At 45.4% G+C, this 19,337-nt stretch carries 20 protein-coding genes; 1 reads left to right on the top strand and 19 read right to left on the bottom strand.

The annotated features are described in order from the left end of the window. Nucleotides 1–370: 370 nt before the first annotated feature. Nucleotides 371–1,486: an alanine dehydrogenase gene (gene ald, locus LRR81_RS00970; protein WP_231787429.1), complete on the bottom strand. Its 1,116-nt coding sequence runs from the start codon at nt 1,484–1,486 to the stop codon at nt 371–373. A gap of 173 nt (nt 1,487–1,659) precedes the next feature. After that, on the bottom strand, nt 1,660–2,421 hold the full coding sequence (locus tag LRR81_RS00965) for an SDR family oxidoreductase (protein ID WP_231787428.1): 762 nt from the start codon (nt 2,419–2,421) through the stop codon (nt 1,660–1,662). A 258-nt stretch (nt 2,422–2,679) separates the two neighbouring features. Here LRR81_RS00965 and LRR81_RS00960 point away from each other — a divergent pair, with 258 nt between their 5' ends. Beyond that, nucleotides 2,680–3,978 carry a purine-cytosine permease family protein gene (locus LRR81_RS00960; protein ID WP_231787427.1) on the top strand — a complete coding sequence of 433 codons (1,299 nt, stop codon included), beginning with the start codon at nt 2,680–2,682 and terminating at the stop codon, nt 3,976–3,978. Nucleotides 3,979–4,013: 35 nt separating this feature from the next. On the opposite strand, the gene LRR81_RS00955 is transcribed toward LRR81_RS00960, so the two are convergent. The 17 genes from LRR81_RS00955 to LRR81_RS00875 all read right to left on the bottom strand — a co-directional run bounded on the left by LRR81_RS00955 (nt 4,014) and on the right by LRR81_RS00875 (nt 19,276). Beyond that, nucleotides 4,014–4,163, bottom strand: coding sequence for a hypothetical protein (locus tag LRR81_RS00955; RefSeq protein WP_231787426.1), 150 nt, complete (start codon nt 4,161–4,163; stop codon nt 4,014–4,016). Between the two features lie 56 nt (nt 4,164–4,219). Next, nucleotides 4,220–5,602, bottom strand: coding sequence for an argininosuccinate lyase (gene argH, locus LRR81_RS00950; protein WP_231787425.1), 1,383 nt, complete (start codon nt 5,600–5,602; stop codon nt 4,220–4,222). After that, entirely contained in the window at nt 5,599–6,846 is a 1,248-nt protein-coding gene (locus LRR81_RS00945) for an argininosuccinate synthase (protein ID WP_269448459.1), read from the bottom strand. The genes argH and LRR81_RS00945 overlap by 4 nt, the downstream gene beginning before the upstream one ends. A gap of 188 nt (nt 6,847–7,034) precedes the next feature. Beyond that, on the bottom strand, nt 7,035–7,547 hold the full coding sequence (locus LRR81_RS00940) for a MogA/MoaB family molybdenum cofactor biosynthesis protein (protein ID WP_231787424.1): 513 nt from the start codon (nt 7,545–7,547) through the stop codon (nt 7,035–7,037). Nucleotides 7,548–7,563: 16 nt separating this feature from the next. After that, a complete protein-coding gene (locus LRR81_RS00935; protein WP_231787423.1) occupies nt 7,564–8,403 on the bottom strand; it encodes an EcsC family protein in 840 nt (279 codons plus the stop codon). A 74-nt stretch (nt 8,404–8,477) separates the two neighbouring features. After that, complete coding sequence (locus LRR81_RS00930; RefSeq protein ID WP_231787422.1) at nt 8,478–8,645, bottom strand: hypothetical protein; 168 nt, start codon at nt 8,643–8,645, stop codon at nt 8,478–8,480. A 51-nt stretch (nt 8,646–8,696) separates the two neighbouring features. Further along, complete coding sequence (locus LRR81_RS00925) at nt 8,697–9,884, bottom strand: acetate kinase (RefSeq protein WP_231787421.1); 1,188 nt, start codon at nt 9,882–9,884, stop codon at nt 8,697–8,699. A gap of 304 nt (nt 9,885–10,188) precedes the next feature. Next, nucleotides 10,189–11,118, bottom strand: a complete 930-nt coding sequence (locus LRR81_RS00920; RefSeq protein WP_231787420.1) for a manganese-dependent inorganic pyrophosphatase — start codon at nt 11,116–11,118, stop codon at nt 10,189–10,191. A gap of 139 nt (nt 11,119–11,257) precedes the next feature. After that, nucleotides 11,258–12,034 carry a putative hydro-lyase gene (locus tag LRR81_RS00915; RefSeq protein WP_231787419.1) on the bottom strand — a complete coding sequence of 259 codons (777 nt, stop codon included), beginning with the start codon at nt 12,032–12,034 and terminating at the stop codon, nt 11,258–11,260. A gap of 11 nt (nt 12,035–12,045) precedes the next feature. Continuing rightward, nucleotides 12,046–13,230 carry an NRAMP family divalent metal transporter gene (locus LRR81_RS00910; protein WP_231787418.1) on the bottom strand — a complete coding sequence of 395 codons (1,185 nt, stop codon included), beginning with the start codon at nt 13,228–13,230 and terminating at the stop codon, nt 12,046–12,048. Continuing rightward, nucleotides 13,227–13,997 (bottom strand): LamB/YcsF family protein, encoded by a 771-nt coding sequence (locus LRR81_RS00905; RefSeq protein WP_231787417.1) that lies wholly within the window; start codon nt 13,995–13,997, stop codon nt 13,227–13,229. Before LRR81_RS00905 ends, LRR81_RS00910 begins: the two co-directional genes overlap by 4 nt. Before the next feature lie 2 nt (nt 13,998–13,999). Continuing rightward, a complete protein-coding gene (locus LRR81_RS00900) occupies nt 14,000–15,010 on the bottom strand; it encodes a 5-oxoprolinase subunit C family protein (protein ID WP_231787416.1) in 1,011 nt (336 codons plus the stop codon). Beyond that, a complete protein-coding gene (gene pxpB / locus LRR81_RS00895; protein ID WP_231787415.1) occupies nt 15,007–15,726 on the bottom strand; it encodes a 5-oxoprolinase subunit PxpB in 720 nt (239 codons plus the stop codon). Before pxpB ends, LRR81_RS00900 begins: the two co-directional genes overlap by 4 nt. A gap of 376 nt (nt 15,727–16,102) precedes the next feature. Further along, nucleotides 16,103–17,107: a class I SAM-dependent methyltransferase gene (locus LRR81_RS00890; RefSeq protein ID WP_231787414.1), complete on the bottom strand. Its 1,005-nt coding sequence runs from the start codon at nt 17,105–17,107 to the stop codon at nt 16,103–16,105. Nucleotides 17,108–17,441: 334 nt separating this feature from the next. Beyond that, nucleotides 17,442–17,942 (bottom strand): thiol peroxidase, encoded by a 501-nt coding sequence (gene tpx, locus LRR81_RS00885; RefSeq protein ID WP_231787413.1) that lies wholly within the window; start codon nt 17,940–17,942, stop codon nt 17,442–17,444. Between the two features lie 141 nt (nt 17,943–18,083). Further along, on the bottom strand, nt 18,084–18,569 hold the full coding sequence (ytfJ, locus tag LRR81_RS00880) for a GerW family sporulation protein (protein ID WP_231787412.1): 486 nt from the start codon (nt 18,567–18,569) through the stop codon (nt 18,084–18,086). Nucleotides 18,570–18,583: 14 nt separating this feature from the next. Then, on the bottom strand, nt 18,584–19,276 hold the full coding sequence (locus LRR81_RS00875; protein ID WP_231787411.1) for a DUF2953 domain-containing protein: 693 nt from the start codon (nt 19,274–19,276) through the stop codon (nt 18,584–18,586). Nucleotides 19,277–19,337 lie beyond the last annotated feature (61 nt).

Below are 19,337 nucleotides of genomic sequence, written 5' to 3'. Positions count from 1 at the left end.
ACCTTTTTTTCAACCTGCTTCAGAATGCTTGTGAAACTGTTTTTTTTGAGAGGTTTGGAGATTGTAGGAGAGTACCTATGTTAAATGTACAGCTCCTTTTTATTCAAATGGCTCTTTTAAATCTGGCTGTTGATTTCCGTTTCAGGCGTCCGCTTTCCGCGGGGCGGGCGGTGAGCCTCCTCTGCGCTTTAGCGCCTCCGGGGTCTCACCTGTCCCGCTGCTCCCGCAGGAGTCGGCCGCCTTCCACTCCAATCAACAGGTGTAAAAATCAACATTTTCCTTTAACAGAGCCATTCAAATAAGAACACTCTCTAACTATCCAATTAAAAAAATCCCAAATGCACCATGCATCCGGGATACAGATTCAGTTTCAGCTCCAAAGTGAAGCAGGATCGGTATACTTCTTTCCATGGGCATCGGCAACTGCCTGATACACGGCGTGCCCTTTCAAAGTATTGAGCCCTTTCATCAGCGCTGCATTTTCTTTGCATGCTTTTTCTGCTCCATTGCCGGCAATTTGGAGGGCGTAAGGCACCGTTACGTTTGTTAATGCGATCGTTGAAGTCCGCGGCACAGCGCCAGGCATATTGGCTACAGCATAATGGAGAACGCCATGCTTTTCATAGGTCGGGTTATCGTGTGTGGTGACCCTGTCTGTTGTTTCAAAAATGCCGCCCTGGTCGATGGCAATATCCACAATGACAGAGCCTGGGGTCATGCTTCGCACCATTTCTTCTGTCACGAGCTTTGGCGCCTTGGCACCCGGTATTAAAACAGCGCCGATAACAAGGTCTGCATCCTTCACAGCATCTGCAATGTTTAACGGGTTAGACATGAGCGGTGTGATGTTTTTGCCGAAAAGGTCGTCAAGCTGGCGGAGCCTCTCAGGATTCACATCGAGCAGCACCACATCAGCGCCAAGCCCGACCGCAATTTTAGCCGCATTTGTCCCTGCGATGCCGCCCCCGATAATGACTGTTTTTCCTCTTCTGACACCTGGGACTCCTGAAAGCAGAATTCCTTTTCCGCCCTTTGGCTTTTCCAAAAACTGCGCTCCGATTTGAGCGGCCATTCTTCCAGCTACCTCGCTCATCGGTGTAAGAAGCGGCAGCGAACGGTTCGGGAGCTCGACTGTTTCATAGGCGATAGCTGTAACTTTATTCGCGAGCAGAGCATCAGTGAGTTCAGGTTCTGCCGCAAGATGCAGGTACGTAAATAAGATGAGCCCTTCTCTAAAGTATTGATATTCTGAAGGGAGCGGCTCTTTTACCTTCATCACCATATCTGCCGCCCAGACTGCTTCCTGTGACACGGTGATCACAGCACCCGCTCTCTCATATTCTTTATCATCAAAGCCTGATCCTGTTCCTGCACCGCTTTCAACCAGTACCTCGTGTCCTCTGCTTGTCAGGTGATGAACACCAGCCGGTGTAATGGCAACACGGTTTTCATTGTTTTTGATTTCTGCCGGTATTCCGATTCTCATAATCCTTCCTCCAGTTTTTTTATTTTCCGTAAAAAACGTTCTACTGTTAGTATTTCCCTGTATTATCATATGAAATCAGACAAGCACCGCTCATCGTGCACCGAAAAAGGGCTGCAGCGGCGGAAAGTAAAAAAGCACAAGCGTCTGCCGGCAGACGCTTGTGCTTTTTACCGCTATTGGCGAAATCTGTGAATCACATTGGCAGCTCCAGTAATATCCGTCACTGTTCCGGTCACCATATCAGAGTTTTCTCCGCAAAGAAAGCCAATGAATCTTGCAATATCTTCTCCTGTGCCGGATCGGCCGATCGGTGTGCTGTTTTCCCTGCTTTTCCTTGCATCAGAAATGGAGGCTTCCTTCATTTCTCCTGCAATATTTCCAGGACAGATCATGTTCGCCGTAATTCCATTTTCAGCTTCTTCAATGGCAACGGTTCTTGTCAGAGCAGCCAGGCCAGCCTTCGCTGCACTGAAAGCTCCTCTGTTCAGCCAGCCGGCTGCTTGTCCTGCTTCCTGGTAGCCATACGTGATGATGCGGCCGAATTTTTGCTTTCTCATGACAGGGATCACCTGCTTAAGAAGGTAATAGACAGCGCTCAAGTTGCCATCCACCATCTGATGCCATTCTTCGTCTGCCGTATCGGCAAGTTTTTTCCGTTCAAATATATAGGGTCCGGCGTTGTTAATCAGACAATCAATTCTTCCGAACCGCTCCAGGGCTTCATTTGTCATATTGATTAAGTCATCTTTCAGCGTTACATCAGCTTTTACAATATGTATTTGATCAGAGCTGTTCTTATATGCATCTAACAGACGCTGTGCTGATTCAGCATCACTTCTGTAGCTGACTGTAACGGAATACCCGAGTTCAAGAAAATGCTCGGCCGTTTTTTTGCCCAATCCTTTTGTTCCCGCAGTGATAAGCGCATGTCTCAACCCTTTTTCCTCCTGAAAACATAGCGTTCTGTTAATTGCCGTTTTTTCGAATTCAGCTTACAATTAAAGTCTGGCTTCATTGCCTTGAAAGCTGAAATAGCTTTTTAAAATTGCTCTATTGATCAATAAGTGCTGCATCTGCATGCCAAAACTCAGTTTTGCCTTTTTGCATCGCTTACTGGTGAGTTCGGCAGCTATACTGGCCAAACCATTGATCAGCAGCGCTCCCGACCTTAATAAAAGAAAGCAGGTACTGCTATGGCAACTATTGAAAGAACCCGCCAAGGCGCCATTGAAAAATTTGGCCTTGAGAGCGTTCCAGCCGAGCTTAGAAAAACAAAGTGGTTTGAATATTTTATCATTCAGTTTTCTTTTTCTGTTAATGCAGGAAATGTCCTTCTTCCCGCTCTTGCTGTGACAGAAGGGCACTTGTCCATTCTTCAGGCTTTTTTCAGCTGTCTGGCCGGCGCTGTGCTTGCTTTTTTCTTTGTTTCCTATTTATCCTTGCCTGGTGCAAGAGATGGGATACCTGCACAGTATTTCATCCGGAGCATTCTGGGAACAAAAGCGGCAAGGTTTCTTGCTTCGCCCATCAGGTCGATTACTTCCTTGTACTGGTTTGCTGTGCAGACCATTGGGGGGACCATGATGATCATTCCGCTTACCGAACGGTATTTTCATGTCAGGCCGCCATTTGCGCTGCTTGCCGCCATTCTCAGTTCGATCATGATCCTGATTATTGTAATTGGATTTGAAGCTGTTAAACGGGCAACCAAATATTTTCTACCTGTCCTATTGCTTGGCCAGGCAGTAATTCTTTATCTTTACTTTACTACAGATTCCGCATCTGCCGCACCTGTCAGCTCTCAAGGCGGCTCAATTCCGTTCGGGGTAATGTGCTTATTCGCAAGCCTTGTTTTTGTGCAATACATTTCAGGTGCGACAGCTTCTGCTGATATGACCCGGTATGCAAGGTCGCCAAAGGATGGCTTTGCCGGTATGTTTGCTGGAAATGTGTGCGGGTTTATGATGACAGCTGCACTCGGTGCGTTCAGTGCAGCAAAATTTCATGAAATCAATCCCTTTATCTCAGCAGCAGCTCTTTCTTCTTCAGGCATTTTAACAGGAATCGTTTTGCTTTCCTCTATTCTTTCCATGATTGCCATTAATTTAAATAATGCTTATTCCGGAAGCTTCAGCCTGCTGAATATCTTTCCTGCGCTCGGAAGGTTAAAAAGCGCCTTCTTATTCGGGGCGGCAGGGATTGCGGCGAGCATGGTCCCAAGCCTTGTTTCTGAGGCAAAGCTATTTATCGGCTGGCTCGGCTGCTTGATTATCCCGCTGTGCGCCGTTGTTGTCACTGACTATCTACTCATTAAACAGCCTGTAGAAAAGATGGCCGGGTTTGGTGATGCGAATAAAAATACTTTGATCGGCATTGGTTTCGGAATGCTGGTTTACCTGCTGATCCCTGCAGCTTTTTCACCGGGGTTTATCAGTTTTGTCTTAACGTCATTTGTGTATTTTCTCTTGTCTGCCGCATTTAAAAAGCAATAAGTTAAAGCCGGAAGGAAGCTCCCTCCGGCCTTATCTTATTGCTTTTTCCTTTTTTCCGTTTCTTCTGCATTTTTGGCAAATGGCTGTTCAACAGCACCGCTTTCATAGGCATGCTTGATCATATCAGCTGTCTGGCTGTCTCCTTCTGAATCTAATGCAAGAAAATCCTGTTCCTCTTTTTTCATCTGTACTGCCTCCTTAAGCGATTTATCACCACTTAGCTTCCGCAAAAGGAGAAAAACTATTTAGCTGTCTGGATTAGGGCTGAGGCTTTTTGCAGCGCCTCTTTTACTTTGCCGAAGCCTGTGCCGCCGTCGCTGATTCTTCTGGAAACAGCCTGATACGGATCGAGGGCTTCGTACAGGTCTTTTTCAAAAAGAGGTGATGCCTTTTGGTATTCTTCAAAATCCAGGCTGCTCAGGTAAATGCTTTTTTCAATGCACTGGTAAACCAGCTTGCCGACAACCTCATGGGCCTCGCGGAAAGGCATGCCTTTTTTCGCTAAGTAGTCAGCAAGCTCTGTTGCATTTGAAAAATCCTCTTTTACAGATTGGCCCATTTTTGCTTTGTTGACCTTCAGCGTGGCTGTCATGCCCGAAAAGATTTTCAGGCTTCCCTCCACTGTCTCCACTGTGTCAAACATTCCTTCCTTGTCTTCCTGAAGGTCTTTGTTGTATGCAAGCGGAAGTCCTTTCATGATCGTAAGCAGAGAAAATAAATTACCGTATGTTCTGCCAGTTTTCCCTCTGATGAGTTCAGCCATGTCAGGATTTTTCTTTTGCGGCATCATGCTGCTCCCTGTGGCATACGTGTCATCAAGTTCGATGAATTTAAATTCCTCTGAGCACCAAAGAATCAATTCTTCGCAAAACCTTGATAAATGCATCATCAGTATGGAGGAATGCGATAAAAATTCCAGAATGAAATCTCTGTCACTGACACCGTCAAGACTGTTCTCATAAATCCCTTCAAACCCTAACAGCTCTGCACTGTAATGGCGGTCAATCGGGAAAGTGGTGCCTGCAAGAGCCCCGCTGCCGAGCGGGGAGACATTAATCCTTTTTAAAGATTCCTTCATTCTCTCTTTATCTCTTTGCAGCATCCAGAAATAAGCCAGCAAATGATGGGCGAGCGAAATGGGCTGCGCGCGCTGCAGATGGGTATAGCCTGGCAGAACGGTTTCCACGTTTTCTTCTGCTTTTTGGAGCAGTGCATCTTGAAGCTCTTCAATGCCTGAAAGAATGACCTCCACATGGTTCCGCAAATAAAGATGCATATCCGTTGCCACTTGGTCATTCCGGCTTCTTCCGGTATGAAGCTTGCCTCCTATCGGTCCGATTTCATCAATAAGCAGCTTTTCGAGATTTAAGTGAATATCTTCATATGCGGCAGAAAACGAAAGTTCATTCTTTTCCGCTTTTTGCTGCAGAATCTGAAGCCCCTCTATGATTTTGTCTGCATCCTTTTCTTCAAGAATGCCGCATTTAGCGAGCATTTTTACATGGGCAAGCGAGCCTTGGATATCCTCTTGCACCAGCTTTTGATCAAAATCAATGGAAGCTCCGAATTCATCGACCCATTGCTCAGGCGATTTTTGAAAACGGCCTCCCCACAGCTTTTTCATGCTTTCACCTTCTTGTTCTGAACCATGCTGGCCACTTTTGTCGGAAGTCCGTACAAGGAAATGAATCCGACCGCAGCTTCATGGTCAAACGCGTCATCAGCTGTATAAGTAGCGAGCTTTTCGTCATAAAGAGAATAAACCGATTTTCTTCCTTCAACAATGGCATGGCCTTTAAAGAGCTTGACGCGGACTGTGCCTGTGACATTTTTCTGCGTTTCTTTCAAAAATGCTTCAAGCGCTGGCTTTAATGGAGAAAACCAAAGACCGTTATAGATCAATTCAGTTATTTTCTGCTCAATCACCGGTTTAAAATGGGCGAGTTCTTTAACGAGTGTTAAATCTTCAAGCTCTTTATGAGCTTTTATAAGCGTCATTGCGCCGGGGCATTCATACACTTCACGGGATTTAATGCCGATCAGGCGGTTTTCAACATGATCAATTCTTCCAACACCGTGCTTCCCTGCCAATTCATTCAGCTTGGCAATCAATGTATGAAGCGGAAGGTGCTCATCATTAAGGGCAACAGGTACCCCTTTTTCAAAAGAAAGCTGTATTACCTCAGGTTCCTCAGGCGTTGCTTCAAGCGGCTGTGTTAAATCATAAGCTTCTTCCGGCGGTGCAGCCCATGGATCTTCCAGGACGCCGCATTCATTGCTTCTTCCCCATAAATTCTGATCAATGGAATAAGGACTGTCCAGCTTAATTGGAATCGGAATTTGATGAAACTGCGCATATTGAATTTCTTCTTCACGGGACCAGCTCCACTCTCTTACAGGTGCGAGGACCTCAAGGTGGGGATTCAGCGCTTTAATGGACACTTCAAAACGAACCTGGTCATTTCCTTTTCCCGTACAGCCGTGTGCAACAGCGTCTGCATTCTCGCGCTCTGCTACCTCAACCAGCTTTTTTGCGATCAGCGGACGTGAAAGAGCTGAAACAAGCGGGTATTTCCCTTCATACAGAGCATGCGCCTGCATGGCGATCAGAGCATAGTCTTCAGCAAACTCTTTTTTTGCATCGATCACATAAGAATTTAATGCACCGACTTCCAGTGCTTTATTTTGAATAAATCCGAGATCCTTTCCTTCGCCTACATCAAGGCAGCAGGCGATAACATCGTATCCTTTTTCTTGAAGCCATTTAATGGCAACGGAAGTGTCAAGACCTCCGGAATATGCGAGTACAACTTTTTTAGCCAATGGTATTCCTCCTACGTGTAGTATATCTGTATAAAAATACTTCATGATTAATAATAATACATTGTATATGTCACTTTACCAAGTTTTGCGCCCTTTTTCAACCCTTAAAAAACATTTATTTATCATACATTTTAACTATTTTAAGAATATCCTTAAGTTAACTGATCGTGCATGTTCTTGTATAAAAATTCTAAAAGCCAAATAAAAAAGCACAGGCATCCTGTGCTTTTCTATCACTTATCTTTCTTCAGTTCTCTGACTATATGGCGAATCTCCGGCAATATCAGTTTTTCCAAGGCCAGTCTGACAGCACCGCTTGAGCCTGGAAGCGCAAAGACGGCAGTTCCCATCACAGTGCCTGCTGCCGCTCTGCTCAGCATAGCACTTGAGCCGATGTCCTCCTGATAGCTGATCAGGCGGAACAATTCGCCGAAGCCGGGAATTTCTTTATCAAAAAGCTGCTGAACGGCTTCGATCGTTACGTCTCTTGCTGCAATCCCTGTGCCTCCATTTATAATCACCGCATCGATGCGGCTGCTTTCACAGCTGTACAGGACGGTATTTTTGATAAGCGTCTGTTCATCTTTTACAATTCTGTATTCAGCAATTTCATGGCCTTGCTCTGATAAAAGCTCCTTTATCAGGGCTCCGCTTTTATCTGTGAGCTCATCTCTTGTGTCGCTTACTGTTACAATGCTTGCGCAGATACTCTGCGGCGCATTTTTTTTATGCTCCTGTACACTCATCAAAAATCTCCTTCTATCAGTCATTCTCTCCCTTTTCCAAAAAACTGCGGTAAACATAGTAGTGCTGGGCAAAGTCTGCTGCTTGCTTTGTCAGGCGGTAATTGGCCCCCGCTCCTGCGGCTGCGCCAAACACGGGAATTCCCTGCAGCAGTTTTTTCCTCGCTGCCGCAATAAAAAGGAGCTTGGCAATCTGTGAAACGGCTGGATATATGAGCTTCTCATCTGCCAGCGGTTCCTCGCTGTCATACAGAAAAGGAGTGCCGGCATTTCTTTTGGCTTCCTCTATGAGAGCTGTCCACTCCCTGTACCGGAGATGCTTCGGCAAAAGAGACGCTCTGTACACTTTCAATCCTGTCATCATCTCGTAAGGGCTGTTCATCTCGTAGCCATAGCTCATTGCCGTCAGCTGGATGGCTTTTATTTGAATGACGCATAGAAGGGGAAGGTCGAATAAATAAAGAGCGAGGCCAAATCCCCCTGTCATCCCTCCCTGAACAAGAGAGTAAAGCCTGTGTCTGGCGAGCTGGGTATTCGCAATGTAATGCTTTTGATCAACGCTTAATTTTTTCAGCCCGTTCACAGCATCAATGCTGTTATCGTAGGTCTGGGCAATGGAAATGATTTTCCTCCCAGAGTCATGCAGAAGCTGTGAATTCTGAATCAGTGAATAAAAATGAAGAAAAATATCATCTGCCCGATTAAAAAATGTTCTTCTTAAATGGCCCGGTATTTTTTCATAGCTTTCTTTCAGCCATACCTCATATGTACGGGCAAGGTCTGGCCTCATATCTGACTGCAGATGCTTTTCCCATTGAATCAATTCGCTGTAAAGGCGCTTTTCCTTATAATTCAGCATGCCGTCACCCCTGCATAGGATCCATCAATTCCCAATCATTATAGCATAGATGAAGCACGTCCCTGACTGGTGTTTTATTTGGCCATGCTGTTTATGTTTTCTTCCATTTTCACGCAATAACTTGTTCCTTGGCTGTTGATTGCAGCACGCAGGCGTCCGCTTTCCGCGGGCAGTGCGGGAGCCTCCTCACAGCTGCCGCTCCAATCAACAGGTGCGGCGTTCTTCTTTAACATAGCTGCCAAAAAAAACAGCCTCACTTCTATCATAGAAGCAAGGCTGCCGTTTGTTTATTATTAGTCAGCCAATCTTACAACGTCTCTGGCAATCATGACTTCTTCATTTGTTGGGATGACGAATACTTTGACTGGTGAATGCGGATAGCTCAGCGGGCGCTCTTCACCGTGCAGTTCATTAAGGGCCGGGTCCCAGTAAATGCCCATAAATTCAAGTCCTTTTAATACGCGGGCACGCACTTCACTGCTGTTTTCACCGATTCCTGCGGTAAAGATGATGGCATCGACACCGCTCATCCTTGCTGCATAAGACCCAATGTATTTATGGATCCGGCTGGCGAATACCTCCAATGCTGTTTCAGCACGGGAGTTTCCTTCATGCGCCGCTTTTGTGATATCGCGCAGATCGCTTGAGAGGCCTGAAACGCCTAACAGTCCGCTCTTTTTATTCAGTGTTTCCAGCACCTCTTCAGCATTCATCCCTGTTTTCTCCATGATATACGGAAGAAGGGCAGGGTCAATATTTCCTGAACGTGTTCCCATTGCCACACCAGCCAGCGGTGTAAAGCCCATGGAGGTATCGATGGATTTTCCGCCTTCAATTGCGGCAATACTTGCGCCATTGCCAAGGTGGCAGGAAATCAGGCGAAGGTGCTCAATCGGACGGCCTAACAGCTCTGCCGCTCTTTCAGAAACATACTTGTGGGAGGTTCCGTGGAAGCCGTACTTTCTGATCCCGTATTTCTGATAATATTCATATGGAAGGCTGTAAAGAAAAGACTGCTCAGGCATTGTCTGATGGAAGGCTGTATCAAAAACAGCGACAGCCGGCACATCAGGCAGTACTTCGTGAAATGCTTTAATTCCTACTACGTTTGCAGGATTGTGCAGGGGAGCAAGATCTGAAAGCTCCTCAATTTCTTTCAGGGTCTCTTCCGTAATGATGGCAGAATCATTGAATTTTTCGCCTCCGTGAACCACACGGTGGCCAATCCCGTCAATTTCATTAAGAGACCCAATAATATGAAAATCTGTCAGCTTGGACAGAAGCATTTTTACAGCAACAGAATGGTCTGGAATATGGGTTGTTTCTGTCTTTTTTTCACCATTGACCGAAATGGTGAAAATGGCGTTATCCATCCCGATTCTTTCTACAAGACCTTTTGTTAGTACTTCTTCACTCGGCATTTCAAACAGCTGAAACTTTAAAGATGAACTGCCGGCATTGATTGCAATAATTTTTGCCATTTTATATCTCCTTATCCTTAACCCTAACTTTGTTTAAACGTTCCTCTTTTATTTTTCGCCGCATTGCAGGGAAAAATAACTGACTTTTTCATTTAAACACTGACCTAGGGACATTTCAAGAGCTTTCAAATCCTGCAATCGGTTACAATTAATATTCATTTTTTTCAGAAGATTACCCCGAAAGAAATCACTAGTTTTTTCCTTCCCTTGGTTAGGATGTACTAAACTGGCGACTATTACTTAAGATAGCCAGCCTGAAAAAGAAAAAAGACATCCGGGCTTATTCCGGATGCCTTCCATTAGATTATTTGCTCAGCGCGTCTGTCAGGACAGGCACAACTTGCTTCTTGCGGGATACAACACCTTTTAACACAGCGCTGTTGCTGTCAAGAGTGACGCTGAACGCCTGCTCAACAGCACGGCTGCTTCCGCCAAGAGCAATGGCTACAGAGTCATTTGTGAGGATGTCTGTCACGATAAATAAGAAAAGATCCAGGTTCTTTTCAGTAATGACTTTTGTCATTTCTTCTTCGATTTCGGCTTTTAAGATCAGTACGTCTGCTGGGTCAACCGCATTGACCTGTGCCACTTCTACATTGCTTTCTCCCATTTTGAATTCTTTTGCATCAAGGGAGATCAGCTGTGCTGCTGATTTGCCGCTGATATCAGCTCCTGCTTTCAGCATATCAAGACCGTAGCTTTCTGCATCAACACCGGCAATTTCAGCCAGTTCGCGCGCTGCTGCCACATCTTCCTCTGTGCAAGTAGGAGATTTGAACAGAAGGGAATCGGAAATGATCGCTGACAGCATTAAACCTGCCGTATCCTTTTCTATTTCAATACCTTTTTCTTTATAGAGCTTTAATAATATGGTTGCTGTACAGCCGACAGGCTCTGCACGGTAGTAAAGCGGATCGCTTGTTTCAAAGTTGGCAATTCTGTGATGGTCAATAACCTCAAGAACTTTCGCATCACGGATGTCTTCTGCGCTTTGCTGTGCCTCGTTGTGGTCAACTAAAATGACGCCGCTTGATTCCTGCGCCACTTTTTCTACTAAGCGCGGTACCCGGGCATTAAAATGTTTCAGAGCAAATTCAGTTTCTCCGTTAATTTCACCGAGTCTGACAGGCTCTGCTTCCACGCCAAGCTTATTTTTCAGCTCAGCATAAGCGATCGCTGAAGTAATTGTATCTGTGTCAGGGTTTTTATGACCAAAGATAAGTACTTTTTCCATTATTATCTGCTCCTTGACTATAGTAGATTTAGTAATGCATTCCTTCACCATTTTACCACATCACATGAAAATTTTAAGGAAAGTTCTGTCGAAAAAAGCGGAAACCCTGCCGATTAGAACAGCAGGGTAGATGTCCAGCTTATATCATTAAATCCGTATTCTTTAAATCTGTCAAAAACATATGACCGGGCGAATGGCTGATCATCAGTTCCGGCTTTGATGCAGCAGCTGCATTTTGCGGTGTAACACCGCAAGCCCAAAATACCGGCACCTCGCCATCTCTAATGCTGACAGCATCACCGTAATCAGGAGAATCAATTTCTGTAATGCCGATTTCAGCCGGATTGCCGATATGCACGGGAGCTCCGTGAGATTTCGGTGACCGCGCTGTAATTTGAACTGCTTTGCCAATATCCTTTGCCGCAAGCGGCCTCATGCTGACGACCATTGTCCCGCTGAAAGCGCCGGCAGGGTTGAGCGGAATGTTCGTCTTATACATTGGCACATTTACCTCTTCTTCAATATGCCTGCACGGAATGCCATGATTCATCAGCGCAGTTTCAAATGTAAAGCTGCACCCGAGGAGGAATGCGGTAAAATCCTCTTCCCAAAGGTCTTTAATGTCTTTTCTTTCTTCTTCCAGCACGCCATTCCTGTAAACTCTATATTTCGGCACGTCTGTCCGGAGATCGCATTCCGGCGCTGACAGCTTAGGAACCGGTGAACCTGCATCTGTTACATCCAAAAGCGGGCATGCCTGCTCGTTTCTCATACAAAATAAAAGAAAATCGTAGGCAAGCTCATTTCGGAGTATCACTAAATTCGCCTGTACATAACCTTCAGCATGACCTGCAGTAGGCTTGTCCCAGCTGTTTTCTCTAATCTGTCTGCGTATGTTTTGCAGCGTTTCTCCCATCCTGCATCACCTCATATACCATTTTGAATCAGATTAATGAGGGTGTAAACAGCCATACAGCCCATCACAATGACAATGGCTCCGCCGAAGGCCGTGAGCCATGCAGGATGCTTGTATGTACCAACAATGCTTTTTTTATAAACAGCCACAAGCATAACAGCCAGCGTAATCGGAAGAATCATCCCATTCAGCGCTCCGGCAAATACAAGCAGTTTTACTGGATTCCCGACAAGCATAAAAATAACGGTTGAAACTGCAATAAAACCGACGATTGTGGCTTTCTCATTACGATTCACTTTTTTGCTGAAAGTTTTAATAAACGAAACGGAAGTATAAGCAGAGCCAATGACAGAGGTAATGGCCGCTGCTAACAGCACGATTCCAAAAAATTTATAGCCAAGTATTCCAGCAGCACTTTTAAACACGGTTGCTGATGGATTGGAAGGATCAAGGGCAACCCCTTGTGAAACCGCCCCTAAGGCAGCTAAAAACAGGAATATCCGCATCAGAGAGGCAACAGAGATCCCCATAATGGCACTTCTGTTAACAGAAGGAAGCGCTTCTTTCCCTTTCAGTCCTGCGTCAAGAAGCCTGTGCCCGCCTGCAAAGGTTATGTATCCGCCGACTGTACCGCCTACAAGCGTCACAATCGCCACCAGGTCGAGTTTTACCGGCATGATCGCCTGAGCCGCAGCCTGTCCATATGGGGGATTGCTTGAAAAGGCCACATAGATTGTGAGAACGATCATCAGGAAGCCCATAATCTGAGCAAACCGGTCCATTACCTTGCCCGCTTCTTTTACAAGAAAGACGGCAATAGCAATCACGGCTGCTATTGCTGCACCCCAGAGAGGCGATATGCCAAACAGCACATTAAATCCAAGTCCTGCTCCTGCAATATTTCCAATGTTAAATACCAAACCTCCAATAACGATTAGAATGGAGATAAAAACACCCAGACCGGGCACGACCATATTGGCAATATCTTGAGCTCGCTTTTCAGAAACCGCAATAATGCGCCAAACGTTCAATTGAACTCCTATATCCAGAATAATTGAAATTAAAATAACAAACCCAAAGCTTGCTGCCAAACTTTCCGTAAAAAAGGGTGTTTGGGTTAAAAATCCGGGTCCAATGGCGGATGTGGCCATTAAAAAGGCAGCACCAAGCAGTATGCTAAACTTTCCTTCTTTCATGTTTTCCCTCCTGCTGAAAAAGGCTGAATGGTGACAGATGCCTCCTGCAATGCATTTTGAATCGATTTTGCAAAAGAAAGAGCATGCGGGCCGTCGCCATGAATGCAAATCGTATCAGCCTGAAGCGGAATTTCCTGTCCGCTCACCGTTTTTACCGTTTTCTCTGTAACCATGCGGACGGCCTGCTGCAAGGCGTCTTCATCGTTTGTAATCAAAGCGTTTGCCGAGCTTCGCGGCGTTAAAGACCCGTCGTCCTGATAGGTTCTGTCTGCAAATACCTCGCTTGCTGTCCTGAGTCCTGTCTTCTCACCCTGCTTAATCAGTTCGCTTCCTGAGAGCCCGAAAAGAACCAGTTCTGCGTCCACATCATAAACCGCTTCTGCAATGCCTTTTGCGAGGCCCGCATCCTTGGCTGCCATGTTATACAGCGCTCCATGAGGCTTTACATGCTGAAGCCTGCCTCCTGCTGCTTTGACGAATCCGGCTAAAGCGCCAATTTGATAAACCGTCATTTCATAGGCTTCCGCAGGAGTGATGTTCATATTCCTTCTTCCAAATCCGGGCAAATCAGGCAATCCAGGATGGGCGCCGATCGCTGTGGCATTTGCCAGAGCCATACTGACAGTTTTTCTCATTGTCCCGGGATCACCGGCATGAAAACCGCACGCAATGTTTGCAGAGGTGACATAGCGAAGAATTTCTTCATCATTTCCTATTTTATAAGCCCCATAGCTTTCGCCAAGATCGCAATTTAAATCCGCTCTCATAGTTACACCGCCCCGTCCAGTTTTTTCTTCACCCAATATTGTACTTTCTTAATATGATCTTCTCTTTCAAGAAAAGCCTTTTCCGCCTCGGCCAAATCAGCTTTAATAAATTTCACCTTTTCGCCAGGCTTCATCTGAGCAAGAATCGGCAAATCCACCGTCAGCACCTGGGCAAATTTTGGATAGCCTCCAGTTGTTTGATGATCAGCCATTAAAACGATCGGCTGTCCGTTTGCCGGAACCTGGATGGTGCCGAATGCAACCGCTTCTGAAAGCATATCTTTTTTGAACCTGGCCTGAAGCTCTGCCCCCTCAAGCCTGAATCCCATTCTGTCAGACTGGCTCGTAAGTTTATACGTTCCCTCCCAGAAAGCATTCCGGCTTTCTTCTGTAAACCAGCCGCTTTCCCTGCCTTCCATCACCCGGACAAGGTAGGCTCCGTCATGCTGGATTTCATAGGGAGGCTCCGTAAACCATGCTGCTTCTTTGAAGGCATCCTCTTCCTTTATGTTCATTTTTCCAAGGAATTCCTCTATCTTATCAGGGTGGGCTGCAAGCGGAATTTCATCATGTTCCTTAAAGGCACGTCCCTTAAAGCCGCCCATTCCTGCTTTTATGTATGTAGAATAGCTTCCGAGCACCTTTTTAATCTGAAAGCCCCCAGCTGCAGCGAGGTAAGCTCTGCATCCTTTAACAGGTGCGCCAAAATCAAGAATGCTGCCTTTTTTCACAAAAATCGGCTTCCACATTGTCACAGTTTGCTTATTGATTTTTGGGGACAAATCTCCGCCTGTTAAAGAAATGAGACAATCCTGCTGAAATTCAACCGTGGGACCAAGAAGCGTCATTTCAATCACCCCGTAATGCTCAGGATTCCCGACCAGGAGATTGGCATATCTGGCAGCGTACCGGTCCATAGCGCCGCTCACAATCACGCCTTCTTTCTGATAGCCGTACCTGCCAAGATCCTGTATGGCTGTTAATAGTCCTGGCTGCAAAATTTTCATGCTCATGCTTTACCGCCTTTCCTATCCAAAAATTCTTCCGCTGAAATGGGATAAAATGAAATACGGTCGCCGGCCTTCAGCAGGCTTGGCGGCTCATGCTCCGCTTCAAACAACGGTACAGGCGTCTGTCCAATAATTTGCCAGCCGCCTGGTGTTTCTATCGGATAAACGCCCGTTTGGCCGCCGGCAATTCCAACTGAGCCAGCAGGAATTTTACCGCTGGGGCTGTCTTTTCTCGGGCATGCAATGGATTCAGGCATCCCTCCAAGATACGGAAAGCCTGGAGCAAATCCGATCATGTGGACAATATATTCACCGCCTGAGTGAAGAGAAATAACCTCATCAGGGGTCTTGCCGCAATATTCAGCAACATAATCAAGATCAGGGCCGTATTCTCCCCCATAGCAGACGGGGATGGAAACCGTACGGAATTCATCCTCTGCAAGCGGTGCTGTAAGGAGCATCATTTGTCTGATTTGCTTTTCAGCTTCTTTATAAGGTGAAACACCAGCTTTGAAGCAAGTCGGATTATAGACTATGGCAATCGCGGTAAAGGAAGGTATGTATTCCACCATCCACGGAAAAGGATGCTTTTCAAGCTGTTCGGCAGCTCCTAAAATTCTCTTTCTGATTCTATCATTCATTTCTTTGCCAAATTCGATGAGGATGGCCTGATCGCCAAGCGGGCTTAGCTCAAATGTTTGCTCATTGCTTTGAAGCATTTTTTCACATCCTTTCAACTTACATTGGAATTTATGGTTTTCATTTTACAGAACCGATATATTGACCACAAAACAAATACTGTAAAGTAAGGAAGATCTTCAGCATGAATGAAGAAATGTAACAGGAATATAATACGGTTTTAAAAGTAAATACAGCTTTAAACCACCGGCTGATTAACCTTTTCCTAGCGAGTCTCCCGTCTGGAACGTAGATCAGCAGATCTGTAAATATCAGCATTCTTTTTTAACGCATCCCAACTAAAAAGAAAGGGAGGCTGTGCCTCAGGTCAGATGCAGTTCTTCCCAGGCTGTCCTTAGAAAGTAACTGCTTCCCGTAAAGCAAGCCTCCCAGTATTATTCTTTACTTTTCAACATTTCAAACCTGATTTTGTTTGTTCTCCTTAAACCAATCCTCAAGCTGGTTCATAACTGATTGCATGCCGGCTTTATTGGAGAACTTAGGAAGATTGGCTAGCAGAGCGTTCTTCGGCATAGCAGCACGATCGCCTTTTTTCTGCAATATCAAAATACTTTTCGCATGCTGTTCTGATTTGAACATCGTAAGCGGAAGCTGCAGCAATCCCTGAATAAAAGCCTTTTCCTTCAGAAACTTGTTCAGCTTTGGAGCTTCTTCTGATTCAAACAGCTGGTTAGGGACAACAAAGAACAGATAGGCTCCAGGCTTTGCGTATTTGACTCCCTGCTCGATCAATAGGTGATGGGCATAAGAGTGGCCTTTATCTGCTTTCAATTCATACCCTTCCGCTCCTGCATCGTCCGGATAATATCCGACAGGCAGATCACAGATCACAGCATCAGCCGGTTCAGTAAACAGAGGCTGCAGGCTGTCCTGGTTAAAGAAACTGACAGGGTGCTCCTGCAGATTGGCATTGGAATAAGCAAGCCTGATCAATAGCTCATCCACATCAATTCCGTAGCTGTCGGCCTCCTCCATTTCAAGCGAATTCAGCACAGCTGTGAGCAAATTCCCTGTACCGCAGGCAAGATCAAGAAGAACAAAGCGGCCTTCCCAGTCACTGAAAAATTTGTTTACCAGATAGCCCATAAAGATGCCGACTGTATCAGGCGTCATCTGGTGATTCGGATGAGCCCCCTCTTTCAGCCCTTTTAGGATGGCAAGTTGAAAGGCTTTCCGAATTTCTTCTTTTGTATATAAGGAGAGGTTGGCACTTCTATATAGCTGGTCGAGTTTTTTCTTTGAAAGTTCACTCAGGCCTTCCTGCAGAATAGCCTGGTGGAAAAAATTCTCTCCAGTTTCGGCTAATCCTTCAATATAGGGATCTTCCAATTCTTTGGAAAGGATTTCCGCCGATTCATTAAATATAGTAAATAATTTCTCAATTTTAGATATGGTTTCCATTGTCTTCCTCCTGTAAAGCTAAGTTCCCAACTATTCCGGGGTTCATAAAGCTCATAAAGCCTATCCTATTTTAGTAAGAAAAATTGAAGAAAAGCAAGCTTGAAGAAATGCGGGAGCAAATATTGAACTTGCTGGCTGTGATTTGTTTGGAATGAGGAATTTTCCAGGTGCACTGCAGTAGAAACACAAGCTGACACTTAGTTTTTTGGGGTTTATGCTCAGGTTTCCACTCTTATGCGCGGCACGCTTTATGCGGCTTCTCTCTTTTATCTAAAGGTCGGCCCCCGGTATAAAAATAAAACCCCCTCTTGCCTGAAGCAAAAGGGGAGCCGTCTTACTTTGCAGACTTTGCTGCTTCCAATGCAGCCTCATAGTCAGGATGATCCGTACCTTCGCTTACATATTCAGCGTAAGTGACCTGGTCATTGGAATCTACCACAAAAACAGAACGGGCAAGCAGGCGAAGCTCTTTCATTGTCACGCCATATGCTTCTCCAAAAGAAAGATCGCGGTGATCTGAAAGCACTTGAACATTTTCCAGGCCGTTTGCTGCACACCAGCGTTTTTGGGCAAACGGAAGGTCATTGCTGATTGTCAGCACAACGACGTTATCTAATTTTGCCGCTTTTTCGTTGAATTTTCTTGTTTGTGCGTCGCAAACTCCTGTATCAATTGAAGGAACTACAGAAATCAGACGAACTTTGCCTTTTGAATCAGCTAATGTAACTTCTGACAAATCGTTGGCAAGCACAGTAAAATCAGGTGCTTGATTTCCCGGTTTTACTTCTTTCCCCGGAAGGGTCATAGGATTTCCTTTAAACGTTACTTCTGCCATAGTTCGTGCACCCCTATCACGTTTAGTATGTACCTCATAACTATATCTGGTTTTCTTCTGATTTTGCAAAGAATATGTTGAAGCTGGCGGATAAAAAGAAAAATAGCCGGCTTGTATGCGCCGGCTATTTCTGAGTGCCTTTTAAAAATCAAGATCCTGCTTAGGGATATGGTTAGCTGTACCTTGCTCTCTTCCCTTATCCTTTTTAAACATGTGCTGGATTTTTTCAAATGCCTGAGGAGCTGTTTCCAGAATCCGCTCGTACAGATGAGTGCTTTCATCTAGATGAAGCATTTTCACACCGTGAGAGCCGACGATTAGAAAAGCAATCGGTGTAATGGAAACACCGCCGCCGCTTCCACCGCCAAAAGGCATTTTTTTAGATTGATGCTGAAGGCTTGATGAACCTTGATGGCTTTCCCTGTGATGATCTTGATGGCTGTCACCGTCAGAGCTTCCAAACTCGCTTCCGCCTGCTGCAAATCCGAAACCGACCTTAGAAACAGTCAAGATGACACTGCCGTCAGGAGTTTCAACAGGATCGCCGATAATGGTATTCACATCAATCATTGACTTTAAGTTTTCCATAGCTGTTTTCATTAATCCTTGAATAGGATGATCACTCATTAGAAGGGCCTCCTTCATGCTGTTTTGTTTTTGCTGCTGAAAATGCTGCTGAGCGGCTTGTTAAGAAATGCCGGCTTGCCGCCTTTCCAATATTTAACGAAACGAATTCCTGCCAAAATAGCATTCCCGATGCGAAAATGAAATATACCCTGTAAATAAGTGTTTGCACAGGCTTTTTGAAAATTTGGCTGTATATGAAAGCAGGGCGCTTCCGTGACAGAAAAATATTGATCGATCACAGCAAATACAGTAAATTTAATTGACCAGCCTGCACCAGCAGCAAAGCCAGTGCTTGCTGCATCGCCAGTTCCAATTTCACTGATCCACTCCAAGCGGGCAACCCTGACCTTTTTCAAAAACTTTCTTGCGATACTGTGAAGCTTTACAACGTGCTCAGTCAGTTCTCTTACATCCTTAATTCCAGCCAGCACATCATGCGAACTGATTTTTTCCTCGCTGCTGCTTCCGCCACTCTCTGAGTTTCCCGCATTTTTTTCTTTTTTAATATCAAGAGATCCGTCCTTTTCGTTCCATTTGGCTCCCGGTATATCAACTGTATACCTTAAAAGCCCATACCAGGCTTTGAACTTGACGGTCAGCCTGTCATTTTTCCCTTCACGTTTTAAATGGAGGATGACAGTAATTTTTGTCGCCAGGATCATCGCAAGAAATAAAAGAATAATAGCGCTCAAAAAAAGCCATATCATGCCAGCCCACATCCTTTCAATCCTCCATTATCGCCAATGAGCAAAAAAATAAACCTGCCGC

This window comes from Metabacillus kandeliae (genome assembly GCF_021166585.1).
GTDB classification, from domain to species: Bacteria; Bacillota; Bacilli; order Bacillales; family Bacillaceae; genus Metabacillus_B; species Metabacillus_B kandeliae.
Note: the sequence above shows the minus strand (reverse complement) of the source record. Positions and strands in the feature narration are given on the sequence as shown.

Bases quoted from the DNA above. Each gene is read 5' to 3' on its own strand.
- LRR81_RS00920 (WP_231787420.1), bottom strand. From the start codon at position 11,118: ATGGAAAAAGTACTTATCTTTGGTCATAAAAACCCTGACACAGATACA.
- pxpB (WP_231787415.1), bottom strand. From the start codon at position 15,726: ATGCTTCAAAGCAATGAGCAAACATTTGAGCTAAGCCCGCTTGGCGAT.
- LRR81_RS00905 (WP_231787417.1), bottom strand. From the start codon at position 13,997: ATGAGAGCGGATTTAAATTGCGATCTTGGCGAAAGCTATGGGGCTTAT.
- LRR81_RS00890 (WP_231787414.1), bottom strand. From the start codon at position 17,107: ATGGAAACCATATCTAAAATTGAGAAATTATTTACTATATTTAATGAA.
- ytfJ (WP_231787412.1), bottom strand. From the start codon at position 18,569: ATGAGTGATCATCCTATTCAAGGATTAATGAAAACAGCTATGGAAAAC.
- LRR81_RS00940 (WP_231787424.1), bottom strand. From the start codon at position 7,547: ATGAGTGTACAGGAGCATAAAAAAAATGCGCCGCAGAGTATCTGCGCA.
- LRR81_RS00960 (WP_231787427.1), top strand. From the start codon at position 2,680: ATGGCAACTATTGAAAGAACCCGCCAAGGCGCCATTGAAAAATTTGGC.
- LRR81_RS00910 (WP_231787418.1), bottom strand. From the start codon at position 13,230: ATGAAAGAAGGAAAGTTTAGCATACTGCTTGGTGCTGCCTTTTTAATG.
- ald (WP_231787429.1), bottom strand. From the start codon at position 1,486: ATGAGAATCGGAATACCGGCAGAAATCAAAAACAATGAAAACCGTGTT.
- LRR81_RS00945 (WP_269448459.1), bottom strand. From the start codon at position 6,846: ATGAAGTATTTTTATACAGATATACTACACGTAGGAGGAATACCATTG.
- argH (WP_231787425.1), bottom strand. From the start codon at position 5,602: ATGAAAAAGCTGTGGGGAGGCCGTTTTCAAAAATCGCCTGAGCAATGG.
- LRR81_RS00935 (WP_231787423.1), bottom strand. From the start codon at position 8,403: ATGCTGAATTATAAGGAAAAGCGCCTTTACAGCGAATTGATTCAATGG.
- LRR81_RS00900 (WP_231787416.1), bottom strand. From the start codon at position 15,010: ATGAGCATGAAAATTTTGCAGCCAGGACTATTAACAGCCATACAGGAT.
- tpx (WP_231787413.1), bottom strand. From the start codon at position 17,942: ATGGCAGAAGTAACGTTTAAAGGAAATCCTATGACCCTTCCGGGGAAA.
- LRR81_RS00925 (WP_231787421.1), bottom strand. From the start codon at position 9,884: ATGGCAAAAATTATTGCAATCAATGCCGGCAGTTCATCTTTAAAGTTT.
- LRR81_RS00915 (WP_231787419.1), bottom strand. From the start codon at position 12,034: ATGGGAGAAACGCTGCAAAACATACGCAGACAGATTAGAGAAAACAGC.
- LRR81_RS00955 (WP_231787426.1), bottom strand. From the start codon at position 4,163: ATGAAAAAAGAGGAACAGGATTTTCTTGCATTAGATTCAGAAGGAGAC.
- LRR81_RS00875 (WP_231787411.1), bottom strand. From the start codon at position 19,276: ATGATATGGCTTTTTTTGAGCGCTATTATTCTTTTATTTCTTGCGATG.